This is a genomic window from Methylobacillus sp. (assembly GCF_036844465.1).
Classification (GTDB): domain Bacteria; phylum Pseudomonadota; class Gammaproteobacteria; order Burkholderiales; family Methylophilaceae; genus Methylobacillus.
This window is the reverse complement of the sequence record NZ_DAIUFW010000010.1, coordinates 41,695-64,769: the sequence shown is the minus strand read 5'-3', so window position 1 is coordinate 64,769 and position 23,075 is coordinate 41,695. Positions and strand designations below refer to the sequence as shown.

21 protein-coding genes and 2 tRNA genes are annotated in these 23,075 nt (G+C 53.3%); 19 read left to right on the top strand and 4 right to left on the bottom strand.

What is annotated here, in order from left to right; genetic code table 11:
• Nucleotides 1-13 precede the first annotated feature (13 nt).
• Nucleotides 14-90: transfer RNA gene (locus tag V7Z75_RS12105), tRNA-Arg, on the top strand.
• 32 nt (nucleotides 91-122) lie between these two features.
• A tRNA-His gene (locus tag V7Z75_RS12100) sits at nucleotides 123-198 on the top strand.
• 539 nt (nucleotides 199-737) lie between these two features.
• On the opposite strand, the gene V7Z75_RS12095 is transcribed toward V7Z75_RS12100, so the two are convergent.
• From V7Z75_RS12095 to V7Z75_RS12080, 4 genes are all read right to left on the bottom strand, one after another.
• Nucleotides 738-1,166 (bottom strand): MarR family winged helix-turn-helix transcriptional regulator, encoded by a 429-nt coding sequence (locus V7Z75_RS12095; protein ID WP_334108926.1) that lies wholly within the window; start codon nucleotides 1,164-1,166, stop codon nucleotides 738-740.
• A gap of 206 nt (nucleotides 1,167-1,372) precedes the next feature.
• Nucleotides 1,373-2,269: a TorF family putative porin gene (locus tag V7Z75_RS12090; protein ID WP_334108925.1), complete on the bottom strand. Its 897-nt coding sequence runs from the start codon at nucleotides 2,267-2,269 to the stop codon at nucleotides 1,373-1,375.
• Nucleotides 2,266-3,837 (bottom strand): hypothetical protein, encoded by a 1,572-nt coding sequence (locus V7Z75_RS12085; RefSeq protein WP_334108924.1) that lies wholly within the window; start codon nucleotides 3,835-3,837, stop codon nucleotides 2,266-2,268. The genes V7Z75_RS12090 and V7Z75_RS12085 overlap by 4 nt, the downstream gene beginning before the upstream one ends.
• 50 nt (nucleotides 3,838-3,887) lie before the next feature.
• A complete protein-coding gene (locus V7Z75_RS12080) occupies nucleotides 3,888-4,328 on the bottom strand; it encodes a cupin domain-containing protein (RefSeq protein WP_334108923.1) in 441 nt (146 codons plus the stop codon).
• A 246-nt stretch (nucleotides 4,329-4,574) separates the two neighbouring features.
• Here V7Z75_RS12080 and V7Z75_RS12075 point away from each other — a divergent pair, with 246 nt between their 5' ends.
• The 17 genes from V7Z75_RS12075 to V7Z75_RS11995 all read left to right on the top strand — a co-directional run bounded on the left by V7Z75_RS12075 (nucleotide 4,575) and on the right by V7Z75_RS11995 (nucleotide 23,014).
• Nucleotides 4,575-5,942, top strand: coding sequence for a PAS domain-containing protein (locus V7Z75_RS12075; RefSeq protein ID WP_334108922.1), 1,368 nt, complete (start codon nucleotides 4,575-4,577; stop codon nucleotides 5,940-5,942).
• A gap of 31 nt (nucleotides 5,943-5,973) precedes the next feature.
• A complete protein-coding gene (locus tag V7Z75_RS12070; RefSeq protein ID WP_334108921.1) occupies nucleotides 5,974-6,168 on the top strand; it encodes a hypothetical protein in 195 nt (64 codons plus the stop codon).
• Entirely contained in the window at nucleotides 6,165-7,628 is a 1,464-nt protein-coding gene (locus tag V7Z75_RS12065) for a sodium:solute symporter family protein (RefSeq protein WP_334108920.1), read from the top strand. Before V7Z75_RS12070 ends, V7Z75_RS12065 begins: the two co-directional genes overlap by 4 nt.
• A 173-nt stretch (nucleotides 7,629-7,801) precedes the next feature.
• Nucleotides 7,802-9,256: a sigma-54-dependent transcriptional regulator gene (locus tag V7Z75_RS12060; RefSeq protein WP_334108919.1), complete on the top strand. Its 1,455-nt coding sequence runs from the start codon at nucleotides 7,802-7,804 to the stop codon at nucleotides 9,254-9,256.
• Nucleotides 9,256-10,590: an ExeA family protein gene (locus V7Z75_RS12055; RefSeq protein ID WP_334108918.1), complete on the top strand. Its 1,335-nt coding sequence runs from the start codon at nucleotides 9,256-9,258 to the stop codon at nucleotides 10,588-10,590. Before V7Z75_RS12060 ends, V7Z75_RS12055 begins: the two co-directional genes overlap by 1 nt.
• Nucleotides 10,591-10,720: 130 nt before the next feature.
• Nucleotides 10,721-12,490, top strand: coding sequence for a pilus (MSHA type) biogenesis protein MshL (mshL, locus tag V7Z75_RS12050; RefSeq protein ID WP_334108931.1), 1,770 nt, complete (start codon nucleotides 10,721-10,723; stop codon nucleotides 12,488-12,490).
• Nucleotides 12,474-13,679, top strand: coding sequence for a hypothetical protein (locus tag V7Z75_RS12045; RefSeq protein WP_334108917.1), 1,206 nt, complete (start codon nucleotides 12,474-12,476; stop codon nucleotides 13,677-13,679). Before mshL ends, V7Z75_RS12045 begins: the two co-directional genes overlap by 17 nt.
• A gap of 76 nt (nucleotides 13,680-13,755) precedes the next feature.
• Nucleotides 13,756-15,459, top strand: coding sequence for a GspE/PulE family protein (locus V7Z75_RS12040; RefSeq protein WP_334108916.1), 1,704 nt, complete (start codon nucleotides 13,756-13,758; stop codon nucleotides 15,457-15,459).
• 11 nt (nucleotides 15,460-15,470) lie between these two features.
• A complete protein-coding gene (locus tag V7Z75_RS12035) occupies nucleotides 15,471-16,676 on the top strand; it encodes a type II secretion system F family protein (protein WP_334108915.1) in 1,206 nt (401 codons plus the stop codon).
• A 5-nt stretch (nucleotides 16,677-16,681) separates the two neighbouring features.
• Nucleotides 16,682-18,244 (top strand): hypothetical protein, encoded by a 1,563-nt coding sequence (locus V7Z75_RS12030; RefSeq protein ID WP_334108914.1) that lies wholly within the window; start codon nucleotides 16,682-16,684, stop codon nucleotides 18,242-18,244.
• Nucleotides 18,241-18,867, top strand: a complete 627-nt coding sequence (locus tag V7Z75_RS12025) for a hypothetical protein (RefSeq protein WP_334108913.1) — start codon at nucleotides 18,241-18,243, stop codon at nucleotides 18,865-18,867. Before V7Z75_RS12030 ends, V7Z75_RS12025 begins: the two co-directional genes overlap by 4 nt.
• Nucleotides 18,864-19,370: a hypothetical protein gene (locus V7Z75_RS12020; protein ID WP_334108912.1), complete on the top strand. Its 507-nt coding sequence runs from the start codon at nucleotides 18,864-18,866 to the stop codon at nucleotides 19,368-19,370. The genes V7Z75_RS12025 and V7Z75_RS12020 overlap by 4 nt, the downstream gene beginning before the upstream one ends.
• 9 nt (nucleotides 19,371-19,379) lie before the next feature.
• Nucleotides 19,380-20,831 (top strand): hypothetical protein, encoded by a 1,452-nt coding sequence (locus tag V7Z75_RS12015; protein ID WP_334108911.1) that lies wholly within the window; start codon nucleotides 19,380-19,382, stop codon nucleotides 20,829-20,831.
• Complete coding sequence (locus V7Z75_RS12010; RefSeq protein WP_334108910.1) at nucleotides 20,819-21,547, top strand: type II secretion system protein; 729 nt, start codon at nucleotides 20,819-20,821, stop codon at nucleotides 21,545-21,547. Before V7Z75_RS12015 ends, V7Z75_RS12010 begins: the two co-directional genes overlap by 13 nt.
• An 88-nt stretch (nucleotides 21,548-21,635) precedes the next feature.
• Nucleotides 21,636-22,394 (top strand): HesA/MoeB/ThiF family protein, encoded by a 759-nt coding sequence (locus tag V7Z75_RS12005; RefSeq protein ID WP_334108909.1) that lies wholly within the window; start codon nucleotides 21,636-21,638, stop codon nucleotides 22,392-22,394.
• 100 nt (nucleotides 22,395-22,494) lie between these two features.
• Nucleotides 22,495-22,743: a type II toxin-antitoxin system Phd/YefM family antitoxin gene (locus V7Z75_RS12000; protein ID WP_334108908.1), complete on the top strand. Its 249-nt coding sequence runs from the start codon at nucleotides 22,495-22,497 to the stop codon at nucleotides 22,741-22,743.
• Entirely contained in the window at nucleotides 22,733-23,014 is a 282-nt protein-coding gene (locus tag V7Z75_RS11995; protein WP_334108907.1) for a type II toxin-antitoxin system RelE family toxin, read from the top strand. Before V7Z75_RS12000 ends, V7Z75_RS11995 begins: the two co-directional genes overlap by 11 nt.
• The last annotated feature ends 61 nt before the right edge of the window (nucleotides 23,015-23,075 follow it).

Below are 23,075 nucleotides of genomic sequence, written 5' to 3'. Positions count from 1 at the left end.
ATTGCCCGACAATCTGCCCGTAGCTCAATCGGATAGAGCACCAGCCTTCTAAGCTGGGGGTTACAGGTTCGATTCCTGTCGGGCAGGCCATTAAAATATTCCGGATTTTTCCGATTTCAGCGGTGGCTGTAGCTCAGTTGGTAGAGCCCTGGATTGTGATTCCAGTTGTCGTCGGTTCGAGCCCGATCAGCCACCCCAATTTCCCTCAGTGATTCAATAAGTTAAGGGAGCCCTCTTTTGGGCCGACTTAAGCTATAACGCTGTTTGTCCTTCTCCTGTCCTTTTGGAGAAGTAACTTATGGCGACATTCCGTAAGCGTTCTAGTGGCTCATGGCAAGCCCGAATACAGCGCAAGGGATACCCTGATATAACCAAGTCCTTTAAAACACGCTCTGAGGCCGCTGAGTGGGCCCGGAAGGTGGAGCATGAGCTAGTCCTTGGGTTGATACCTAAAGTACTTAAGGGAACGCCTAGAGCCAGCCAAGGGCTAGTCTTTGACATTACTCCTCATGCTATCAGCGTGGCCTTTATACGCGCTTGTAAGAGGGCGGGTATAGCGGGTCTTAGGTGTGGTGATCAGGCTGAGAAATGGAACGATCATGCATAAATGCTCAATCGCATCACCATCTGTTTGCTCTGGGATGTTTTTCCATTGCGCATCCTTACAGCAGGCTATCACTGTAATTCAATTGGTTGATTAAATCAACCAATTGGTGGTTTGATGGATGAATTGGTGGCTAGTTTTGAGTGATGAGCTTTGTTGCTACTTTCTGGAGCGAGGCATGCAAAGCGTGTTTCTCGTCGTTGCTCAGGCTGCTGAGTGCCTCGATTGCCAATTGTCCGCGTATAGCGTTTAGTTGCAGGTGCATCTCTACGCCAGCTGCTGTGAGAGTGAGACACTTTGATCGTTTGTCAGCCTCATTCAGGCTGCGTGTCACGAACCCGGCGGTCTCCAGTTCATTGATGGCACGGGCAATCTGGGCCTTGTCCCGCTCGGTGAGTAACCCTAACGTCAATTGGGCAATGCCGTCGTTGCGACCAATGATATTGATAAGGCGAGCTTGGAAAGCAGAAAGGCCGGAATCGTTTGAAACGATCTGCTCTTTCATGCGCATTTGAAAACTGTTCGCAATGGTGCGAAGGAGCTCAATGATTTCGTTATTCATGTACTCAAAAGTAGCACAGGCTGGATTCGCTTGACAATGAATGTAAGAGAGTTGGAAGCGGTGGGAAGCGTGTCTGTCTTTAGTTATTGTATGCAAGATTAATGCGCATTAACCAAAAAAATCCCTCCACAAGGGAGGGTAGGTTGGAGATGATGGGGGACTTGTTGCCCGCGCAGGACTCGTATGGCGCGGGCCAGGGTAAAATGCTAGAAAGTTTTGGATATCGCAATGACCCAACGGCTATTCACTGTTTTATAGCTTAGGTCGGAGCCATAGAGATCATGCTCTCCTTTCTTGATATCAGTGTCGTGATATCGCAGGTCGACGGTATAGCCAAACATCTTGCGGCTTACCCCGATGTTCCAATGCCACCAGTTCAGGTCCTGCTTGCCGTCGTTGTTGGCATCGATTCTCGGGCCGCCATTGTGAAAGAACTGATATCCAACCCCGCCTGAAACGGTAACGCCATAGGGTAGTAGATAGCTCGGCAGGAAGGCTACATTGTGAGATTGCAAATCCTTGACGCCAAACCAGTCAGTGATCGTCGGGGTATATTCAAATTTAAGATTTAACTTGCCATATTGCTTATCAAGGTAGTTAAACATCTCCGTGTAATTGTTATCCCTTGATCCGGGATAGATATACTTGAAGAACATCCCGTTGTAATTGATGCCTGTACCGGCTATGTCCTTGGTGCTATAGCCAATATAGGGTCCCCACAAGGCATTGATATCGGGATTGTTTCCTGCGGAATCGGTGCCCGGAAACAGATTGTTGGCGCCATAATAGCCTACATAAAATCCACTTGGATGCGTCCAGGTGATGGCGCCCTTGATGGAAGGTATCTTGCCATCATTGGTTTCGGAAGTGCCTCTGAATACATAATCTGAAGCGAGTTCCAGCCAGGTAGTGAACTTGCCTCCCAATAATGTATCGCCATCCAGATAGCGCGAAAAATCGGTGGATTCCTTCGCGGCCTTGACCGGGCCTGTTTCAGAAACGCCCTCTATCACCTCTTGCTCTCCTTGCTGCTCCGCATATGCATTCGATGCAAGCGTTACAGAAAGTGCTACGTACAACAAACAGCCAAATTTCTTACTCATTTCGTCAATACTCCTTTTTCTAATGATTTTTGCGCAATAACTGGACGGCAAGTGGAAGCAGCAGTCGGAACCGGGCCTGCCACGTTCGGTAGTGGGGGCGGTTGCACGTAGCTGACTGGCTTGCTGACGGATGGATAGGTCAGCGTCAATGTGGATGGCACTTCCTTGCTTTCCACGTTGGTCGCCCCGCGCTTCTTGTTGTATGGGTCTGTGAATTCGCCATACTTGCCTGGCTTCATCTTGTAGGTGATGGTTTTGGTGCCTTTGCCTGCATTGGCCAGGTATTTGGCGGGGTCTGTCCAGTCACGTCCATCCAGATTTGAATAGAACTTGATGTCAATCAGTACTGCGTCGCAAAGTGGTGTTATTTCTTCATATTGGGTTGGCCATCCTGAGCCAGCCGATACTTCAGGATAGCGGCCGTAATCACCGCCCTTGAATGGGCAGGCTCCGCCACCGCCATAAGCGGCGCGATCAGGATGATGGACGCCGAATACTGGCAAGCCTATTGCTTCATGCAGTGAACCATCTTTCAGCCAGAACCGTGGGTGCGCCGTTACTTCAGTCTTGATGGCCGAAGCATTCAGCTTGGATTTGATGGCTTCATAATAGGGTCCATCAGGACGGATATAGCGGAAATCCTGGTTGTCCTGGTTATCAAAAACCGCCAGGACGAAGAGGAATGGGTGGTTGAAGAACGTCCGTTCTACAATGTAATACTCGCTATTTGTCTTGTTGGAATCGACGCTTGCCCATTGAGGGTGGTATTGATCCTGGTTTTTCTGGCCTGTGTTAATCCAGGAGGCTGCATCTGGAAGATGCTGTAATCGCAGGACTTTTGTATAGTTTTCTTTTACATCGAGCCCGGCGCGTTTACCCAGCGGCCCAATCTTGTTGGCACCCTCCTGGGCGAAAGCGAAGTTCATCGCATTCTCGGCATAAGGGTAATCATTCTCTGACATCGTGCAGTACCAGGTGGGCAGGTCGATCGGGGTGTGGTCGCCATATTTGCCCTGATACTTGGGATGATTGATGGGCAGATCAATGAAGTTCAGTGAACCATCGGCGGCGATGCGTTGATCGGGGTATTTGTAACCTGACCAGCCTTCATCGGGCAGGATGGAACTGTAGCGCTCGGTAATGACTTTCTGGTTCTGCGGCGCCATGAGATCACTGCCATCTCGCAAACCGGTTTGGCCTTTTTTCAGATACTCCCTGACATAGCCCGATTCCTGCGCGCGCCAGACTCCATGCTTGCCTTCGCCAATCATGGTGAACACCTGCTCGACAATATTCACAAAGCGGTAAGTGGAATTTGTGCTCATGTAGCCGAAATAGACCGGTAGATGCGGTATCGCAGAATGGGTCTTGTTCGGCCTGCCTGCGCCCAGAATGCTCTCAAGCTTGTCGCCGGGAGCAATATTCTGGTCGCTTGTATAAAAGAATGGATCCCCGCTCGTTAAATCCGTAAGGGGTGCGCTTGCTCCCTCTGCATGTGTGTGCCCAGTGGCAAGCATCGACATGCAAAGGGAGAAAGCAGCAATTAAATCCTGCTTTCTCGTGCTCATTTTTGTTTCTCCTCGAAAATCTTATATATGTAGTAATAGTGATGAGCGGTTTAGAACAGTTTTCTTTGGCCACAGGCCCAGGCTAGGCCAGAAGTCTTGGTTGAGAAGGTAATGGTTGAGCCTTTGGGGAAGAACAGCACATCACCCTTCTTGCCTTCTACTGTTTGCTTGCCATCCGAGAATGTAATCGAGCCGTTCAGGACGAGCTTGATATCGTCGTAGTCGTAGGTGTAGACCAAAGGATTGCCTTTCTCGATGCGAAACAAGCCGCATGCGATTGGTGCTTGCGGATCGTTAGAACCCACGACGTCGTCAAAATAGGCGTTGATACCTTGCTCAAGCTGGGTTTTGACCGGTGTTTTTTCGCCGTTCTTGATGTATTTCAGTTGCTTGGATCCTTCCTTCATCTCTACGCCATGCGCATGGCTTGACAGTGCTGCTCCAAGGCCGAGTGAAGCGATCAACAGGTTGATCAGTAAAGACTTTTTCATCAAATTCTCCGTCTGTTTAAGGTTTGAGTGGTTCAGGTATGCCGTATGCATAGCTGGAATTTGCACAGCCTTCCGGCAGTGACAATTGCATTTATACGACCATAAAAATTACTTGTAAAGTAATTTTTTACGTGTAAAGTAATAAACAGAGTCGTATTGAGGTATAGAGAGGCGTGATAAGATCAGGATTAGGTGTGAAAGGTTGAAAGAAAATCCTTTCTAACAAATTGATCTTAAAGGGTATTAATGAAGAAAAACGGCTTCTCTGATCGCTTGCGGGCATTGATTGATCAAAAAGAACTGACCTTGGCGCAAGTAGCGCAAGCGATAGGAACAACCCCTACTTCTGTGCATCGATGGACGAAGGGTGGGGAAATTGAGTATGCAAACCTGTTGGCGCTCGCCAATTATTTGGAGGTGAACTGGATCTGGCTCCGCTATGGCGACGATGCGATACGCTCGGCGAGCGGCGCAGTTGCTGAAAACGAGGCCGAGACTGATTTGCGGCGGGAATACCTCGACCAGATCATGGAGAATGAGGCCAGGATGAGGACAGCGCTCGAAATGGCGCAGATCGTGAATTGGGAATGGAACACATTGACCGGGACCGGAACATTCTCTGCCAACGCCGAGGAGGTATTCGGCAAGCAGCCGGATGCGATCAGGACAACCTTTGCCCCGTTTGAGGCATTGCCGCTTGAAGAGCTGGTTGAGTTGTTTGGCGCGCAGCGAGTCTATTTCTGGGATTTCAAGCTGGAAACGTCCGGGGAAGAGCGCTGGTTTGCGTCGCGGGCGAAATTGATTGTGGATTCGCAAGGCGTGCCTATCCGCGTTATTGGAGTGACCACCAATATCACGGAGAGAAAGCGGGCTGAATTTGCCCTGGAGCGCAGCGAATACACCCTGCGGAAAATTATTGAAACCATTCCCGTCGGCCTTTGGTTTGCGGATGAGCGCGGTGTCATTAGCCTTGCAAACCCGGAGGTGGTTCGGATCTGGGGCGGAGCCAAGTTTGTGGGCCTGGAAAACTACGGCATGTATAAAGGTAGCTGGGAAAAGAACGGCAAGGCGCTGACCAAGGATGACTGGACGCTGGCGCGCGCGGTGAAAACCGGCGAGGTAAGCGATGCCGAGGTGGTCAATATAGAGGCGTTTGACGGCGTGCAGAGGAGCATCATCATGTATGCCACCCCATTATTGGATAACAAGGGAGAAATCATTGGTGCGATCGAGGTGAACCAGGATATCTCCGAATTAAAAGTGACAGAGCGGCGCTTGCGAAGAAGTCATGAGCAATTGCAGCTCATCTATCAGCAAGGGTCTTTCGGCGTGGCGGATTTTAATGCGGCGGGTATACAGCGGATGAATGAGAGGCTGGCTTCGTTGCTAAAGATCAAGGATACGCAAATAAAGGATATGCCCTTGGCTGAATTGTTCAGCGAGGAAACAGTGCAGGAAATACTTGAAATTAGTGAGCAAGGGGAAGCCAGGAGCATACATGGCACATTATTGATCAACAGCAAAAATGGGAAAAAGCACCGGGATGCGGAAATCCAGGTGATTGGATCATTGGCTTCAGACAATAAGGTATCGATGCTGCTGGTTTTTGTTTAGAAACTGGCTGGTAGGGTGAATACAGGTGGAAATGAATCATAGGTTGATCGTCAGGATATGGTTTTTGATCAATGCGATTGCTACGCTGTTTCCACCCATCTATCTGGTGCTTGATGAACAATACAGCATTGCAGGCTTGCCGCTGACCCTGATTTACTTTCTCGCTGTGAGTGCCTCCTGCGGCATGAGCGTGATTTATGCTAGTTGGATAGAGCAGCGGTTATGATCATTACCTTCGGGGTCTTGTTGTTCGCGCTCCTGATGCTGGTTTTTATCCTGCAGAGAATAGGTACTGAATCGTTCAATTTCTCGAATTATGTCATCGGCAACCGGACATTTAGTGCCAAATACCAAACTATGTCCCTGCTGAACACCTGGTATCCGGGTGCAATGTTTACTGCTTGGGGCAGCATGGCGGTCACCAACGGCGTGATGTCGTTTTATGTGCTGAATTATAGTCTGCTGACCTTGATCCTCATGTACATCATGGCGAAACCAGTGTGGACATGGGGCAAAGCTTTCGACCTCAAGACGCAGCCGGATTTTTTTGCTTTGCGCTATAACTCGAACAATATCCGCATTGTCACTGCCATCATCGGGATTTTGTCCGGGCTGCCAATGTTGGTGCTGAGCATGCAGGCATTGGGCGTGATTTTCAAATTCCTGTCCCTGGGGAAGCTGAGTTTTGCCCAGTCGGTCTTTATCGGCGTCGTGGTCATCGCGCTCCGCCAGATATGGACAATCAGGATAGGCATGAAAGGCATCATCATTTCAGATTACTACCAGGGCATAGTGGCCTATATCTTCGGAACGGCAGTCCTGATAGCGCTGATTTTATGGCTGGTGCTGGTCAAGCATATAGGATTCGATTCTCTACCGATATCGCACTTCCATTTGCCGGGGCTGGGAGATAAGGAAGGCCCGCTGTATCTGTTTTCAATCGTATTGACAGGCACGCTGGGAGGATGGTGCTGGCCCTATATCTTCATCCGGCTGTTCACCGCCAAGGATGTGAATACCATCAAGAAATCCGCGGCGCATACGGTGCCGATTTCATTCCTTTTCACCACTTCCTTGCTGGTGTTCTGCATGTTGGCCTCGGCACTGCCCGAGGTGTCGAGGGATCCAGCGGGCGTATGGTTTATTGTCGCTGGACAGGCTGGCGGCTATTTTCTGCTCGGCATTGCTGGCGTGATTGTGCTGGCCGCATCCATGGGGCATATCGACGGTCATATACAGGCCACCGGTGCGCAAATAGCCAACGATATATTCAAGAGCGCCGGCATCAAGTCCTCTGAATACCTGATTGCGATCTCCAAGATTTGCATGTTTATCATTACGCTAGGCTGCTCATGGTTGGCCTGTTTGCATATACCGTCTTTATTCTCACTGGCAGTGCTGGCATACCAGGGAATCATCCAGTTGGCCGTGCCGCAATTCCTGGGGATATTCTGGAAACGCGGAAATAAATATGCGGCCTTCTACAGCATGAGCGCCGGATTTGCCATTGCGGTATATATGGAGATTTTCTACTCCCATGCACTGCCGTTTGGATTGACGTCCGGCATTATTGCCTTGCCTTTCAATGCCATGATTTATATTTTCCTGAGCTATGCCATCAAGCAGGAGAAAAGTGAAAAAGACCGGATGGATCGACTTTTTGCAAGCTTGACGACTTCCCGGTAAAAATTCCGGCCTTTATTTTCATATTCCTGCAGAGTTGTTCCGCCGATATAAAACCGCATTTCAATGGATTGCCGGGCTTCCTGTAACCTTGTGTGAACAGGGCGTTATGCTTATAGTAGCGCCATGCTTTTACTCATTTTCTCCCCCGGTTTGATTTATCGAAAGCAGTTCTGATGGCAGCTCAGCTCCCTGCATTAATCATCATTGATGATGATCCCCTGATTACTGATACCCTACATTTCCTGCTTGGCAAGGATTTTGAAGTATATGTCGCGGAGTCGCGCATGCAGGCCAGAAGCCTGTTGCGGCAGCTTGAAAATCCACCGCCGCTGGCGCTGGTGGACTTGGGCTTGCCACCCGTGCCTCACAAGCCTGATGAGGGTTTCAAGGTAATTGGCGAATTGCTCGCGCATGCGCCGACCATGAAAATTCTCGTGCTATCCGGCCAGAACGAAGAGGCCAACGTTAAACATGCGCTGGCACTGGGCGCGGTGGATTTTATTCCCAAACCTTGCGATGTGGAGCGTTTGCGCGAGTTGCTGCACAATGCGCTCAAACTACAGGATGTGGAGCGCGGCGAAACGGCCAGCGCAGAAGATGGCTGGGGATTATTGGGCAATAGCCTGCCCATGCAGACCTTGCGCACGCAGATCACGCAGTTTGCCGATGCGCCTTTCCCGGTGTTGATCGAAGGGGAGTCTGGCAGCGGAAAGGAGCTGGTGGCAAGTTGCTTTCACCGTTTCAGCCGTCGTTCTGCCCAGCCTTATCTCTCGTTGAATTGCGCGGCGATTTCCCCAAACCTGGCGGAATCCATCCTGTTCGGGCATGGCAAGGGCGCCTTTACTGGCGCGGCCAATGCGCATAGCGGCTATTTTGAAGATGCAGCGGAAGGTACCTTGTTCCTGGATGAAATCGGCGAATTGCCGCTGGAGTTGCAGGCCAAGCTGCTGCGCGTGCTGGAAAACGGCGAATACCAGCGCATAGGCGAAACCCAGACCCGCCGCAGCCGCGCCCGCATTGTAGCGGCGACCAATCGCGATTTGCGCGAGGAGGTTCGCGAAGGCCGTTTCCGGCTTGATCTCTACCACCGCCTGAGCGTTTTTTCCGTGCGCGTCCCACCGTTGCGTGATTTGGAGCAGGATCGTTATCTGCTGCTGGAACACTTTAATCAATTCTATGCGCGTGAAACCGGCCAGCAGCCTTTCACGCTGGATGAGCAGGCCAGGCAGCGTTGGTTGGACTATCATTTCCCAGGCAATGTGCGCGAACTGCGCAACATCATTATTCGCCTGGTGGCCAAATATTCGGGCAAGATGGTCACGGACGCCCAATTGGCCGCCGAGCTTGATCTCATGCATGCAGGCATCGCCTCAAACAGTGTCAGCGGCAATGCAGATGTGTTGCTGATCGCGGACGAAGCTGCCATGTCCAGCCAGGTGATCAAGCATTTACAGACTCAAGCCAATGTCAATCTCGACCAGGTGCTGAAATCCTGGGAGCGTGCTTATGTGGACGCGGCAATGAAGATCACCCATGGCAACCTGAGCCAGGCGGCCAAGCTGCTGGGCATCAACCGCACGACGCTCTATAGCCGTATCCAGTTGCAGCAGGATTACAAAGGCGAATAGTGTATTACGCACATTTCGGCCTGAAAGAGCCGCCTTTCAAGATCACGCCCAACACGGATTTTTTCTTTGGCGGAGGTAATCGTGGCGCCGTGCTGGAGGCATTGCGCTACGCCATTTTGCATGGCGAGGGCATCGTCAAGGTAGTCGGGGAAGTGGGCAGTGGCAAGACCATGCTGTGCCGCATGCTGCAGATGCAGTTGCCGGAGCATGTGGACAATGTTTATCTGGCTAATCCCAGCATGGCGCCCGAAGACGTATTGCATGCGATTGCGCTGGAGTTGCGGCTGGATATCCCACCAGGATTGAGCAGGCTGGAAGTGATGCAGCAGTTGCAACAAACATTGCTGGCAAAACATGAGGCCAAGCGCCGGGTCGTGGTGTTCGTCGAAGAGGCGCAAGGCATGCCGCTCGCGACGCTGGAAGAAATTCGTCTGCTGACCAACCTGGAAACGCGCCACGACAAGCTGCTGCAAATTGTATTGTTCGGCCAGCCGGAGCTGGATGACAACCTGAACCAAAGGGAAATCCGCCAGCTCAAGGAACGGGTCACCCATAGTTTTTATCTTGGCCCGCTGAATAAGGATGAAGTGTCGGAATACCTGATGTTCCGTCTACGCGCCGCTGGCTATCATGGGCCGCCGCTATTTACTAGGCGCGCTGTTAAGCGGCTGGCGGAAACTGCGCAGGGATTGGTGCGCAGAATCAATATCCTCGCGGACAAGGCATTGCTGTCCGCGTTTGCCGCCAATACCTATCAGGTGACGCCGAAGCACGTCACTGCCGCTATCCGCGACAGCGAGTTTGCCAGTGAAATGCCGCGCGCCAGGCGCTGGCCCATGTTATGGACTGTAGTCGCATTGTTGCTGGTGATGGTGGGAATAACCGCCTATATAGCATGGCAGCGGCAATTATTCACTGTCGACAATATATTGCCAGCGCCTGTTGCCACAGTGGCGGAACCGTCGGCTGAGGAAAAACCGGAGCCAGCAGTGACGCAGGATATCGCCGGGATGATAGCGCAACGTGAAGGTCTTACGCCTGCCTGGCTGGCGGCTGTGCCGCCCGGCCATCTCACCATAGAACTGATGCGCGACGCTGAAGAGGCGAGGGTGGAACAATACCTGCAACCAGTATGGTCGCGGCTGGTGCTGGATGATCTATATGCTTCGGCGACTAAAGTCGATGGCAAACCCAGCGTTAATATATGGTATGGCGCATACGAAAACCGCCAGGCTGCGCTGGCGGAACTCGAGTCGTTGCCGGAAGAGCTGCAAGCAGGCGCCCAGTTGCGCACGATTGCGGGCGTCCGGGAAGAAGTGGCGCAACATCAATAGCTTGGTTGCCATCAGATAGTGATTGTGGGATAAACTCCAGAGTTTATAAGACCCAAAACCATCAATAAAAGGGAGTGAGACGTTGTCCGGCCAATTGCCAAGAGTTGCCAGCATTCTGATTCTGCCATGCATGCTTGGCCTGACAAGTTGTGCCCACCAATCCGCCGTTGCGCCATCTGAAGGCCATATCGATAACGGTCCGCCAGCAGTGGTGCAGGCTGCGGACATTCCCAAGCCGGTCAAGAGCAGCAATTACCTGCCGCCACCCAAGCCCAGAGTCAAGGAGCAGACCTATAGCGTAGTGGTCAATGATGTGCCGGTGAAGGAAATCCTTTTCGCGCTGGCACGTGAAAGCAAGCTCAATATTGATATCCACCCAGCGATTCAGGGCCGCGCCACGCTCAATGCCGTTGACCAGACCCTGCCTGCCATCTTGGAGCGTCTCGCCAAGCAGGTGGATTTGACCTACCGCGTCGATGGCAATGTGCTCAGCATCACGCCGGATATGCCGGTGCTGCGCAGTTACAAGGTGGATTACGTCAACATGTCGCGCGATACCACGGGTTTTATCGGCGCGGCGGCAGAGATCGCCAGCACAGGCCGCAGTGCTTCGACGACCAGCGGCACGAGCGGCAGCACATCATCCAGTACTTCCTCAAGCACTGGCACAGGCGCGGCGAACAGTTCGCGTACTGCTGTCAACAGCCTGGCCACCAATCACTTCTGGGAAACATTGGTGCAGAACCTCAAGGATATCCTGGCTGAAACGGATAAAGAGGTCATCATCACCCGTACCGGTACGGGTTCATCTCAATCCAATGAAGCTGTCGTTGCTGAAGCCGGCGATGGGGCGCAGGCTGCACCACGTAATACTGTCCAGGAGCGCGATGAGGCGCGTACCGAATACAAGACCCTGTTTGCGGCCACTGTCATAGCTAGTCCGGAGACAGGCATCATCAGCGTGCGCGCCACCCATCGTCAGCATGAAAAAGTGCAGGAGTTCCTTGATAAGGTGATGGATAGCGCCAAGCGCCAGGTCCTGATCGAGGCGTCCATTGTCGAGGTGACGCTGAATGATACTTACCAAGCAGGGATAGATTGGACAAAGCTGGGCAATGGCATCAATATGACCAATCAATTAGGCTTGAGCACTTTGATGACGCCTGCTGGCGTTGCGGGTACAGCCGGAACAGTGGCTCCTTTTAGCATCGGTTATTCGAGCGATAACAGTAATGTGGATTTCAACCTGAGATTATTGCAGCGATTTGGCGATACCAAAGTGCTTTCCAGTCCCAAGCTGATGGTGCTGAACAATCAAACAGCCGTGTTGAAAGTAGTGGATAACCTGGTTTACTTCACGATTCAATCCCAGGTTTCCCAAGGTGTTGGGCAAGGCTCTACTAACCTGCAATCGGTAACGACGACACCGAATACGGTGCCGGTTGGCGTGGTGATGAGCGTGACTCCTCAAATCAATGATAACGGCGCGGTGAATATCAATATCCGACCCACCATTTCACGTGTATTGCGCTATGTGGAAGATCCCAACCCGCAGTTGATGGTAGGCACTACACGAATTATTAGCGAGATTCCCCAAATCCAGGTGAGGGAATTCGAGTCCATGTTGCGCATCAACAGCGGCAACACCGCTGTGCTGGGAGGGTTGATGCAGGACAATATCCAGCAGGCGACAGACAAGGTGCCCGGCATTTCCAAGGTGCCGCTGGTGGGTAAGCTGTTCACCGCCCGCAGCAATTTCAATGTCAAGACCGAGCTGGTGATCTTCCTGCGTCCCGTCGTGATCCAGAATGCCAGCCTGGAAAGTGAAGAACTGAGCGGCTACAAGCAATACCTGCCTGCGCAGCAATTGCAGAGGTTGATTGATGAGTCTGTTAATTAACGCATTGCAAAAGGCTGAGCAGGGCAGACAGCAGCCGCTGGAAAAAGCGGAGGCAGAGGATTTGCTGCTCGACCTTGCTCCGCGCGAGCCGGTGCACGGCAGTTACGCGGCTTCGTCCGCCCAGGAGGAAACTGATGTTTCCTCTCAGCAGTCCCTGGCAGGAGAACACGCGGCGCAGCAACAGGCCGCTCGGCTTTTTGCGGCAAGGGCTGCTTCTGCCAGGCCTGAACTGCGTATTTCTTCTTTGGTGATCGGGTTGTTGTTGCTGTTGGTTGTGCTGCTGATTGGCGGAGCAATGCTTTGGTATGTCAATTCGCTATCCCAGCCGGAAGTAATCGTGCCACGGCCGGCCGCTGCGTTGGGTGCAGCGCCGGAGGCCAATACGATGCAACCGTTAGTTGAGGTGCAGCAGGACGGCATTGAGGATGCTCCTGTCGCTGATTCGGCGGCAGAAGCCAGCGAGCCAGGAGCAGCGCAGGACACAACAGAACAGACAGTTCAGGCTGCTGCGCCTGTTTCCAGGCCGGCAGTAGCCGCGCCAGCTGTTCCACCGGTATTTGGCGAGCCACCCAAACAGACTGCCAATAGTAATGTCGCTGTCACGCGCAACCGACCTGCCATGACGGTCAATCAGCATGTGCTTGAAGGCTATGACGCCTTCAACCGTGGCGACGATACAGCCGCGCAACAGGCGTATAGGCAGGCGTTGCAGGCGGATGTGCGCAATATCGACGCCTTGCTGGGCATGGCCGCCATTGCCGCGCGACAGAATCGCCAGCAGGACGCGATAGGCTGGTATCAGCAAGTGCAGCAGGTGGAACCGCGTAACGGCGTGGCGCAGGCCGCCTTGCTGGAGCTGCAGGGGCAGGCCGATCCATTGAGCAGCGAAACCAAGATTAAGAATCTCATCAGCCAGCAACCGCAGGCGGCTTATTTGCATGCGGCATTGGGCAACCATTATGCTGAGCAGGGGCAGTGGGCGCTGGCGCAACAATCCTTTTTCCAGGCGCATCACCTTGATGCCGCCAATCCCGAATATGCGTTCAACCTGGCAGTCAGCCTCGATCAACTGGGTAAATCCAGCTTGGCGCTGCAATATTATCAGCAGACCCAGGCATTGCTGGCTGGCGGGAATTCCACCGCCGTGAATCCGGCGCAACTGGCTGCCAGGATACGCCAGCTTCAATAGTATTTTCGCTGGCCGGGGAAGAAATGTCGCCCGGCCTGATCCCCGCTGAAACATAACGGATATTTAAGATTCATTCATGGCAGAACAGCGACGCAAGCTCCGGCTAGGAGAGTTGATGGTACAACAGGGCCTGATCAGTCAGGACCAGTTGCGCATCGCGCTCATGGAGCAGGAGCAGAGCAATATTCCCCTGGGCCGTCAGTTGGTGCGCCTGGGATTCGTCACCGAGGCCGTGGTGCGCGACCTGGTGGCGCATACCATAGGCCAGGAGAGTATTGATCTCTCGACTGTGGTGGCTGATGGTGAGGCGCTGAAGATGGTGCAGGAGGGCTTTGCCCGCCGCTACCATCTATTGCCTGTTGCGTTCGATGCCAATATCCGCCAGTTGACGGTGGCGATGTCCGATATGTTCAATGTGGTCGCGCTCGACCAATTGCGCGCCACGTTGGGCTCTCAGGTTCTGGTCAAGCCGGTGCTGGCGGCGGAAGCGCAGCTTGAGGACTATATCGACCAGTTCTATGGCTATGAGCTTTCCGTCGATGGCATCCTGCGCGAGATCGAAACCGGCGAGATCGATTACCAGAGCCTGCAATCCGGCGGCGATGAATATACCCAGCCCGTGGTGCGCCTGGTCGGAGCCCTGCTTATGGATGCGGTGAAAAAGGGCGCTTCGGATATCCATTTCGAACCCGAATATGCTTTTCTGCGCATCCGCTACCGCATCGACGGCGTATTGCAGCAGGTGCGCAGCCTGCACAAGACCTACTGGCCGGGCATTGCCGTGCGCCTCAAGGTCATCAGCGGCATGGACATCGCGGAAACCCGCTCGCCGCAGGATGGGCGGCTGAACATGAATCTCTCGGGCAGGCCGATTGATTTTCGCGTCGCCAGCCATCCCACGATCCATGGCGAGAACATTGTGTTGCGCGTGCTTGATCGCGAAAAGTCGATTATTCCGCTGGACCGCATGGGTTTGCGCGAGCAGGCGCTGGATGAATTGAAGCTCATGATGACCAGGCCGGAAGGCATCCTAATCGTGACAGGCCCGACCGGTAGCGGCAAAACCACGACGCTGTATTCTCTGCTGTCCTTCCTCAATACCGAAGGGGTCAATATCATGACCCTGGAAGACCCGGTGGAGTATCCGGTGACCATGATGCGCCAGACCTCGGTGGCAGAGGTGAACAAGGTGGATTTTGCCAACGGCATCCGTTCCATCATGCGTCAGGACCCGGACATCATCCTCGTTGGTGAGGTGCGCGATACCGATACCGCCACCATGGCATTCCGCGCGGCCATGACTGGGCACCAGGTGTTTACCACGCTGCATACCAATTCGGCATTAGGGACATTCCCCCGTTTGCTCGATATCGGTATTTCGCCTGACATCATGGCAGGCAACATCATCGGCGTGGTGGCGCAGCGCCTGGTGCGCGTTTTGTGCCAACACTGCAAGGAAGCTTATTTGCTGGACGACGATGAGCGCAAGCTGCTTGGCAAGAGCATTGGCCCGGATCAACACATCTACCGCGCGGTCGGCTGCAAGCATTGCGCATATACCGGTTATCGCGGGCGCATGGCTATCATGGAGCTGTTGCGGGTCGATAGCGATATGGATGCACTGGTGGCGCGCCGCGCGCATTTTGATGAAATGCGCGACCTGGCCCTGCGAAAGGGCTTTACCACGCTGGCGGAAGACGGCATCCGGCGCATCATTGAAGGTCATACCAGCCTATCTGAAGTGATGCGGGTCATCGACCTGACCAGCCGGATTCAATAGAACGCCCGCACATGCCTACCTTCAGCTACAAGGCGGTTGATCAGACAGGCAGGACGACGCATGGGCAGATTGACGCCCTGAACGAGATTGACCTGGAATTGCGGCTCAAGCGTGTCGGATTGGATCTGATTACATTCCGGCCTTCCAGCACGCGCCCGTCGTTGTTCAGCCGCCGCAAGGTCAGCTTGCAGGACCTGGTGATTTTCTGTTTCCAGCTTGAGCAATTGACGAGCGCCGGCGTGCCGCTGCTCGAAGGATTGGTGGATTTGCGCGACAGCACGACCAACCCCAATTTCCAGAAAACCATAGGCTCCATGGTGTCATCCGTGGAAGGCGGCAAAATGCTTTCTCAAGCATTGGCCGAGCACCCCGACGTGTTCAACCGCGTGTTCGTGAGCCTGGTCAAGGCCGGGGAGCAGACGGGCCGCCTGCCGGATATCTTCCGCCATCTTGCGGACACCCTGAAATGGCAGGATGAACTGATTGCGCAAACGCGCAAGCTGCTGGTGTATCCCGCATTCGTGCTGGTGGTGGTTTTGTCTGCCGTGATATTCCTCATGGTCTATCTTGTGCCGCAGATGGTCTCGTTCCTTAACAATATGGGCCAGGCATTGCCTTTACAGACGCGTATCCTGATCGCGGTTTCCAATGCGGTGGTGGAATATTGGTGGCTGATGCTGGGCTTGCCTGCACTGGCGGCGATGGCGCTCGGCATTGCCATCCATCGCAGCCAGGAGGCGCGTTACCGCTATGATTTTGCCAAGCTGCATTTGCCGGTAACAGGGGAAATCCTCAATAAGATTATCCTCGCGCGCTTCTCGCGCTATTTTGCGCTCATGTACCAAACCGGCATTCCAGTGCTGGATGGTCTGCGCAACTGCGAGGAAATTGTCGATAACCGCGTGGTGGCGGAAGCACTGAACCGCGCCCTGCACCAGATCAATGCGGGCGAAAGCATGAGTGACAGTTTCCGTAATGTCGGCCTGTTCCCGCCGCTGGTGGTGCGCATGATCAGAGTGGGCGAGAGCACTGGCGGACTGGATAAGGCCCTGCTCAACGTCAGCTATTTCTATGACAGGGATGTCAATGAATCCGTGGAAAGGTTGCTCAAGATGATCGAGCCTGCCCTGACCGTGGTGCTGGGTGCCATCCTGGCCCTGATCATGTTCTCCGTGCTCGGTCCGGTGTACGATTCCTTCAGTCAACTCAAGTTATAGGTCTTATGTTCGAGCGACTTATTCTCTGTGCAACGCATGACCGGCTGATCGCCGGGCGGTGGCGCCTGGGCCGCTTGCGCGAGGTGGAAATATTCAGCAACCAGGCGCAGGGCCATCTCGCATTTGCCGAGTTCTTGGCGGGCCGCCGCTTCGCGCCGATCTATCTCATGGTGGATGCGCAGGAGGAAGATTTCCATCTGGAAACCCTGCCCCACACCTCCGGGCGTTCACGCGCGGAGCTGCTACAACGCAAGCTCAACCAATCCTATCGCGGCACGGTATTCCGCGCGGCGCAGTTCCTCAACCGCGAGCGGGACAAACGCCGCGACGACCGTTTCCTCTTCGTCGCGCTGAACAATACCGAATTCTTGCAGCCATGGCTGGATATCATCTCCCAGCAGCAGGCGCCGCTTGCCGGGGTCTATAGCTTGCCCATGGTCAGCCAGCTTTTGCTGAACAAGCTCAAGTACAAAACCGGCGATATCCTGTTTAGCGAGCAATTATCCTCCGGCCTGCGTCAGAGCTACCTGCACCAAGGCAGGCTGCGGCTCAGCCGTTTGGTGCAGATACCGCCGGAGGCGCATCAGCAGATCGGCTACTTCCACCTTGTGGAAACAGATAAAGCCCGGCTATATCTCCTGAGCCAGCGCCTGATCACGCGGGAAACGGCGCTCAAGGTTGTGGTGTTGACTCCCGAAGAGGACGCTGGGCAGATCAGCCGCAATATCCAGCAGGAACAAGGCCTGCAATGCGAGCCTGTCGATCTCATCCAGTTGGCAAAGAGTAGTGGCTTGCCGCTGGAGCAAGCGCGCGAAGTGCCGGAGCTGGTGCATATGCAATTGCTGGCGCGTGGCTATAGGCCGGATAACCTTGCGCCTGGGCCGCTGGTCAAGACCTACAGGATGGAGTTCCTGCGCAAGGCGCTGGTGGTATCTGCCCTGATGGTAGCTTTGCTGGGGTTGCTGTTGACCTTGCTGTATCTGGTGCAATCCATTCAAGATACGACGAGGACAAATGAGTTGGCGGTGGAAACACGAATACAGGAGCAGCGTTATAACGAGGTAGCCAATAATTTCCCTGCCACGCCCGTCCAGGGCATGGATTTGCAGGTGGCAGCCCATGCCTACGAGGCCATCCTCAGGCAGGAGGCCAGCCCGGCCCGCATGATGCAGGTGCTTGGGGCTATCCTAAACCAGATGAGCACTATCCAGCTCAACCGTCTGCGCTGGGTGATGAGCCAGGATCTGAACATCAAGGATGAAGAGGGACAGGCGACAGCACAACCCACGCAGGCCAGCCAGAGCGGGGAAATGTACCAGATCGGCTTTGTCACGGGCGAAATCCGCGGGTTCAATGGCGACTACCGTGCCGCGCTGGAAACCGTGCAGCAGTTTGCGGAAGCATTGAAGGTGAATCCGACCATGCTGGAAGTCGCCGTGGTGCAGCAACCCGTGAATGTAAGTTCTTACTCCAGCTTGCAGGGCAGCACTTCGGACGCGCGCGCGGCCCAAAATGAAAAAGCCGTGTTCAAGCTCAAGCTGGTGCTGAAACCGGAGGCGCGGCAATGAGCGCATTCATCAAACTGGACCGCCAGGACTGGAACCGACTAGCCTTGCCTGCGGCTTCCCTGCTGGTGGCCTGCATTTTTGCTGTCGTCATTGTGAGCTATGCCCAGGATTACCAGGATGAGGCCGCGCAACGGTTGCAGCAGCAACAGAACCAGTTGATGCAGGCTAAATCACGCCTGCTCTCGTCAGACCAGGAGCGTGAAAACATCATCCGTTATCTGCCTGTTTATAAGCGCCTCATCAACCAGGGGTTTATCGGCGAGGAGCGCCGTATTGAGTGGGTGGATGCCTTGCGCAGCGTTCATCAGTCACAGCGGCTGTTTGGCATCAAATACAGCATAGGCGCACAAGCGCCATATCAATCTGACGCGATCGGCAATACCGCGCCATTCACCCTATATCGCTCCATCATGAAGCTGGAACTCTCGTTGCTGCATGAAGAAGACCTCCTGGCCCTGCTCGACGGCCTCAGACGCAGCCAGGCCACCCCCTTCATCCTGCGTGATTGCACTATCCAGCGCATAGGCATAGCGACTGTGACCATCCTCGCGCCCGTCGCCAGCGCCACTTGCGAGCTGGATTGGCTTACCCTGCGCGAATCTGCCACAGGAGCCATGCCATGAAGCGCTTATTGATTCTGGTTCTCTTGTTGGCAGCGCAGCTCTCCGTGGCGGCAGAGCCGCTGGGGCGCCTGTTTACCACGCCTGCCGAACGCGAGGCGCTGGACAGGCTGCGCCAAAATCAGCGTGGACAATTGCTGGAGCAGGCAACCATCCCGGAAACACCGATAGCCGACGACCCTATTCTCGAACCTGCGCCGCCTCAATCGCTCAGCGTCCAGGGATACATCCAGCGCAGCGACGGCGGTAAAGGCACGGTCTGGATCAACCACCAGCCATTGCAGGAAGGCAGCGACAACGGCCAGGTGCAGGTAGGCAAGGTCAACAAGAATGGTATCCCTGTCACCATCCGCGAAAATGGCCGCAGCGTGCGGCTCAAGGCCGGGCAGGTGTTCAACCCGGAAACCGGCGAAATAAACGAGCGCAACGTCCAGGCTACCGAGCCTCCCGCTGCACTCTCGCCGCAGTTACCTCCCAATACCACCAGCCAAGGTATCATCCACTAGGCCCGCGCCATGATGAGGCCATCCATTACATCCCGACCAACCCGCCAGCGCGGCGCAGCGCTCATCATGGTCATGTTCATCATTGGCCTGGCAGTCACGGCCTTGGTGATGAAATCCTACAATGCCGCTGAAATGAAAGCCCGGCAGGATGAAAAAACCATGAAGGCGCTGGCGGAGGCGAAGGAAGCGTTGATTGCGTGGACGGTTGGACATAAGTTTACGCCAGGCCAAATGCCATGGCCGGATAGAGTAGGTGACGGGAATTATGATGGCAGCAGTGATTGTGCAACGAATTCCTTTTCACAATCACTATTCATTGGACAATTGCCTAGTTTGCCAGCAACCAGCCCGTGCCTTGATCCAAATACAGGGTCAACTGTTTATGCTGGATATAGCACATACCCCGGTATTGGGCATGAGTTCAAGGATGGGGAAGGCAACCGGATATGGTATGCCGTGTCCAGAAATATTGTCAGGAACCATCAGACATCATCCAGTCCAGTGATTAACCCTGGCATGATTGTTAATGCAGCTAGCCTTGATCCATGGTTAAAAGTCATAGATGCCAATGGCAATATTGTGTCAAATCGTGTGGCCGTTGTGTTGATCGCACCTGGAAGGCCTCTTGCCAACCAGAATAGGGCAGGGAGTCCAAGTGCGAATAATTTTCTTGAAAGTGCGATTGATAACAACCAGACATTTATCAAAAAGAATGAAGACTCCAGTTTTAATGACAGGTTGATTTACATCACTATTGATGAGTTGATCAGCGCGCTTGAGAAACGGGTAGTCAGGGAGGTAAGAAATCTTAACTTCACATCTGAGATGGTCAGATGCACTTTAAGTGGGTGTGTTAAAGAGTTTCAGGCATCTCTTAAATGGAGCAATGCAGGTGCATATGTGATTACCGGGACGATAGATTCCAATTATTATCATCAGCCGACTGTTGCACAAAGTTTCAACTGCAAATGGAAGCTACAGGATGCAATGGTTTGTGAAGCAACTGCATTGGATGCAAGAGAAAATATCTTGAGTATCACAACGCCAATGACAGATTATCCTTTTGTTTTTGACAGGATGACGGGTCAGGAGGCAATAAAAATACTGGATAAAGACGGGAATAAAAAAGGAACGATAGGTCCCGCATTGAATAGTTATTTCATCGTGAATAACGAAAGCTTGATTACTCAGCCTACAGGTTGGCCGCAATGGTATTTCACAAATAAATGGGATGAATATATTTATGCGGTCGCTGAGGAATTTGATTCGATGACTGGAGAGGGAATGTGTTTAACTAGTTGCCTGACACTTGATGTGCGTGGCCAGTCAGTACAAGGCATCAAGCAATTAGTGTTTTCCAGAGCTGCGAAAAATATTGATGATCTGGCAAAGGGTGCAAAAGCGACAAATAGCTTTGCTGAAGTCAATAGCATGGATGGAGCTGTAGCATGGAAACAATGAGGGAAAAGCGGAAAATCAAGAGTTATGCTGATGGTTTTTCATTGGTGGAAATGGCCGTGGTTCTGGTCATTCTTGGTTTTGTGATTACTGCATTGATATTGCCCATTACAGCACAAAGGGAAGCCAATTTTCTGCGACATACAGACAATCAATTGGAAATTGCCAAAAAAGCATTGATTGGATTTGCACAGGCAAATGGCCGGTTGCCTTGTCCGGCACTTGATGGGGTGGGGCAACCAGGGGAAGAGCAACCTCAAGGGGGGATGTGTAATACAGCCCAATCCGTGGCTGATGGATATTTACCTGCTGCCACCCTAGGTATTGCCGCAGGATTTTCCCTTGATGGCTGGGGACATCGTATCCGCTATGCTGTTACACAAACTCCTTCTGTTTCGATTCCAATAGTTTCTGCCCCGTTCACTACTACCAATGGTATGGCTGCCGCACGTATGCAAAACCTAACCCCCACTTTGAAGATACTTAATGGTGTGGGCGGTATCTCGATGATTGATAATGCTGTGGCTGTGGTTTATTCGACAGGCAAGGATTTGAATTCAGGGGGAGCAGATGAAGATGAAAATCTTGATGGAGATAATGAATTTGTCAGTCACGATATTCAAGCCAATGGCTCCACTGGCGAGTTTGATCACAGGCTGGTCTGGATCTCCCCCTACGTCCTCTACAACGCCATGATTCAGGCCGGGCAATTACCCTGAATCTTTGGCAGCATTATTGATCTCAAATTAGATTCCTACCTTTTTCTATAAATGATTTATCTTCCCTTACGGGATATGTTGCCAATCTATGAACGATAACCAGCTTCTCCGTTACAGCCGCCATATTCTCCTGCCGCAGATTAGTTATGAAGGACAGGAACAGCTCGTCAACAGTCATGCGCTGGTGATCGGCGCGGGCGGGCTGGGTTCGCCGGTGGCTTTGTATCTTGCCGCTGGCGGTGTTGGCACAATGACGATCTGCGATTTTGACGAGGTGGATCTGACCAACCTGCAACGGCAGATTATCCACACTACGGCGTCCGTCGGCAGCAACAAGGCGCAATCTGCCGCCCATACGATTGCTGCGATTAACCCTGAGGTACAGGTGCGCCCCGTGATGCAGCGGGTGGATGAGGCCAGCTTGCGCGACTTGGCGCAGGCGGCGGATGTGGTGGTCGATTGCACGGATAATTTCACGGTGCGCTATGCGCTCAACCAAGTGTGCGTGGCGCTGCGCAAGCCGCTGGTGTCTGGCGCGGCGATCGGCTTCGAGGGACAGGTGACGGTGTTCGATATGCGCCATGACGACAGCCCTTGCTACCATTGCCTGTTCCCTAATCTTGGTGGCGACGAAGGCTTGCGCTGCTCGGAGAATGGCGTATTCGCGCCGCTGGTGGGCATGATAGGCACCACGCAGGCGGCGGAGGCGATGAAGTTGTTGCTTGGCTTGGGCAAGAGCCTGCAAGGCAGGTTGCTGCTGCTGGATACGATCACCATGGAATGGCGCAGCCTCAAACTGGCGAAAGACCCTGCTTGTCCTGTGTGCGGGCCGGCTACTGCAGCTTAACTGGGTACCGTCACTTACGGGATATTTCACTTTCCATTGATGTTGATATGACTGTTTAATAGCACTATTATAGGTGCTGTTGAATAACCCTGGAGTGGTCATGTCACACTTGATCCTGGCTGAAACTACTGCGAGTGTTTCCGAATTGAAGAAAAATCCCATGGGTACTGTTGCTTCGGGAGACGGTTTCCCGGTGGCGATTCTCAACCGGAATGCGCCGGCTTTTTACTGTGTCCCGGCGAAGGCTTATGAAGCGATGATGGAAAAGCTCGAAGACATGGAGCTGAATGCGATTGCGGATGCGCGGGAAGGGCAAGCTGTAATCAAGGTCACGCTTGATGAGCTTTGAGCTTGCTTTTCTGGAAGAAGCGCTGAAGGAGTGGAAAAAGCTCGATAACCATGTGCGCGAGCAATTCAAGACAAAGCTGACCGAGCGGTTGGAGAATCCTCATGTGCCTTCTGCCCAGTTGAGCGGACATAAAGAGCGTTACAAAATCAAGCTGCGTAGTGTTGGCTACCGGCTTATATACGAGGTTCGAGATCATGAACTGCTGGTGATTGTGGTGGCTGTCGGCAAGCGTGAGCGTAACTTGGTATATAAGGCGGCTGCTAAGCGCTAGGGCGGCAGGTGCCAAATTACTTACGCAATTTCCACTCGCTGCTATTTTTTTGTGAATAGCC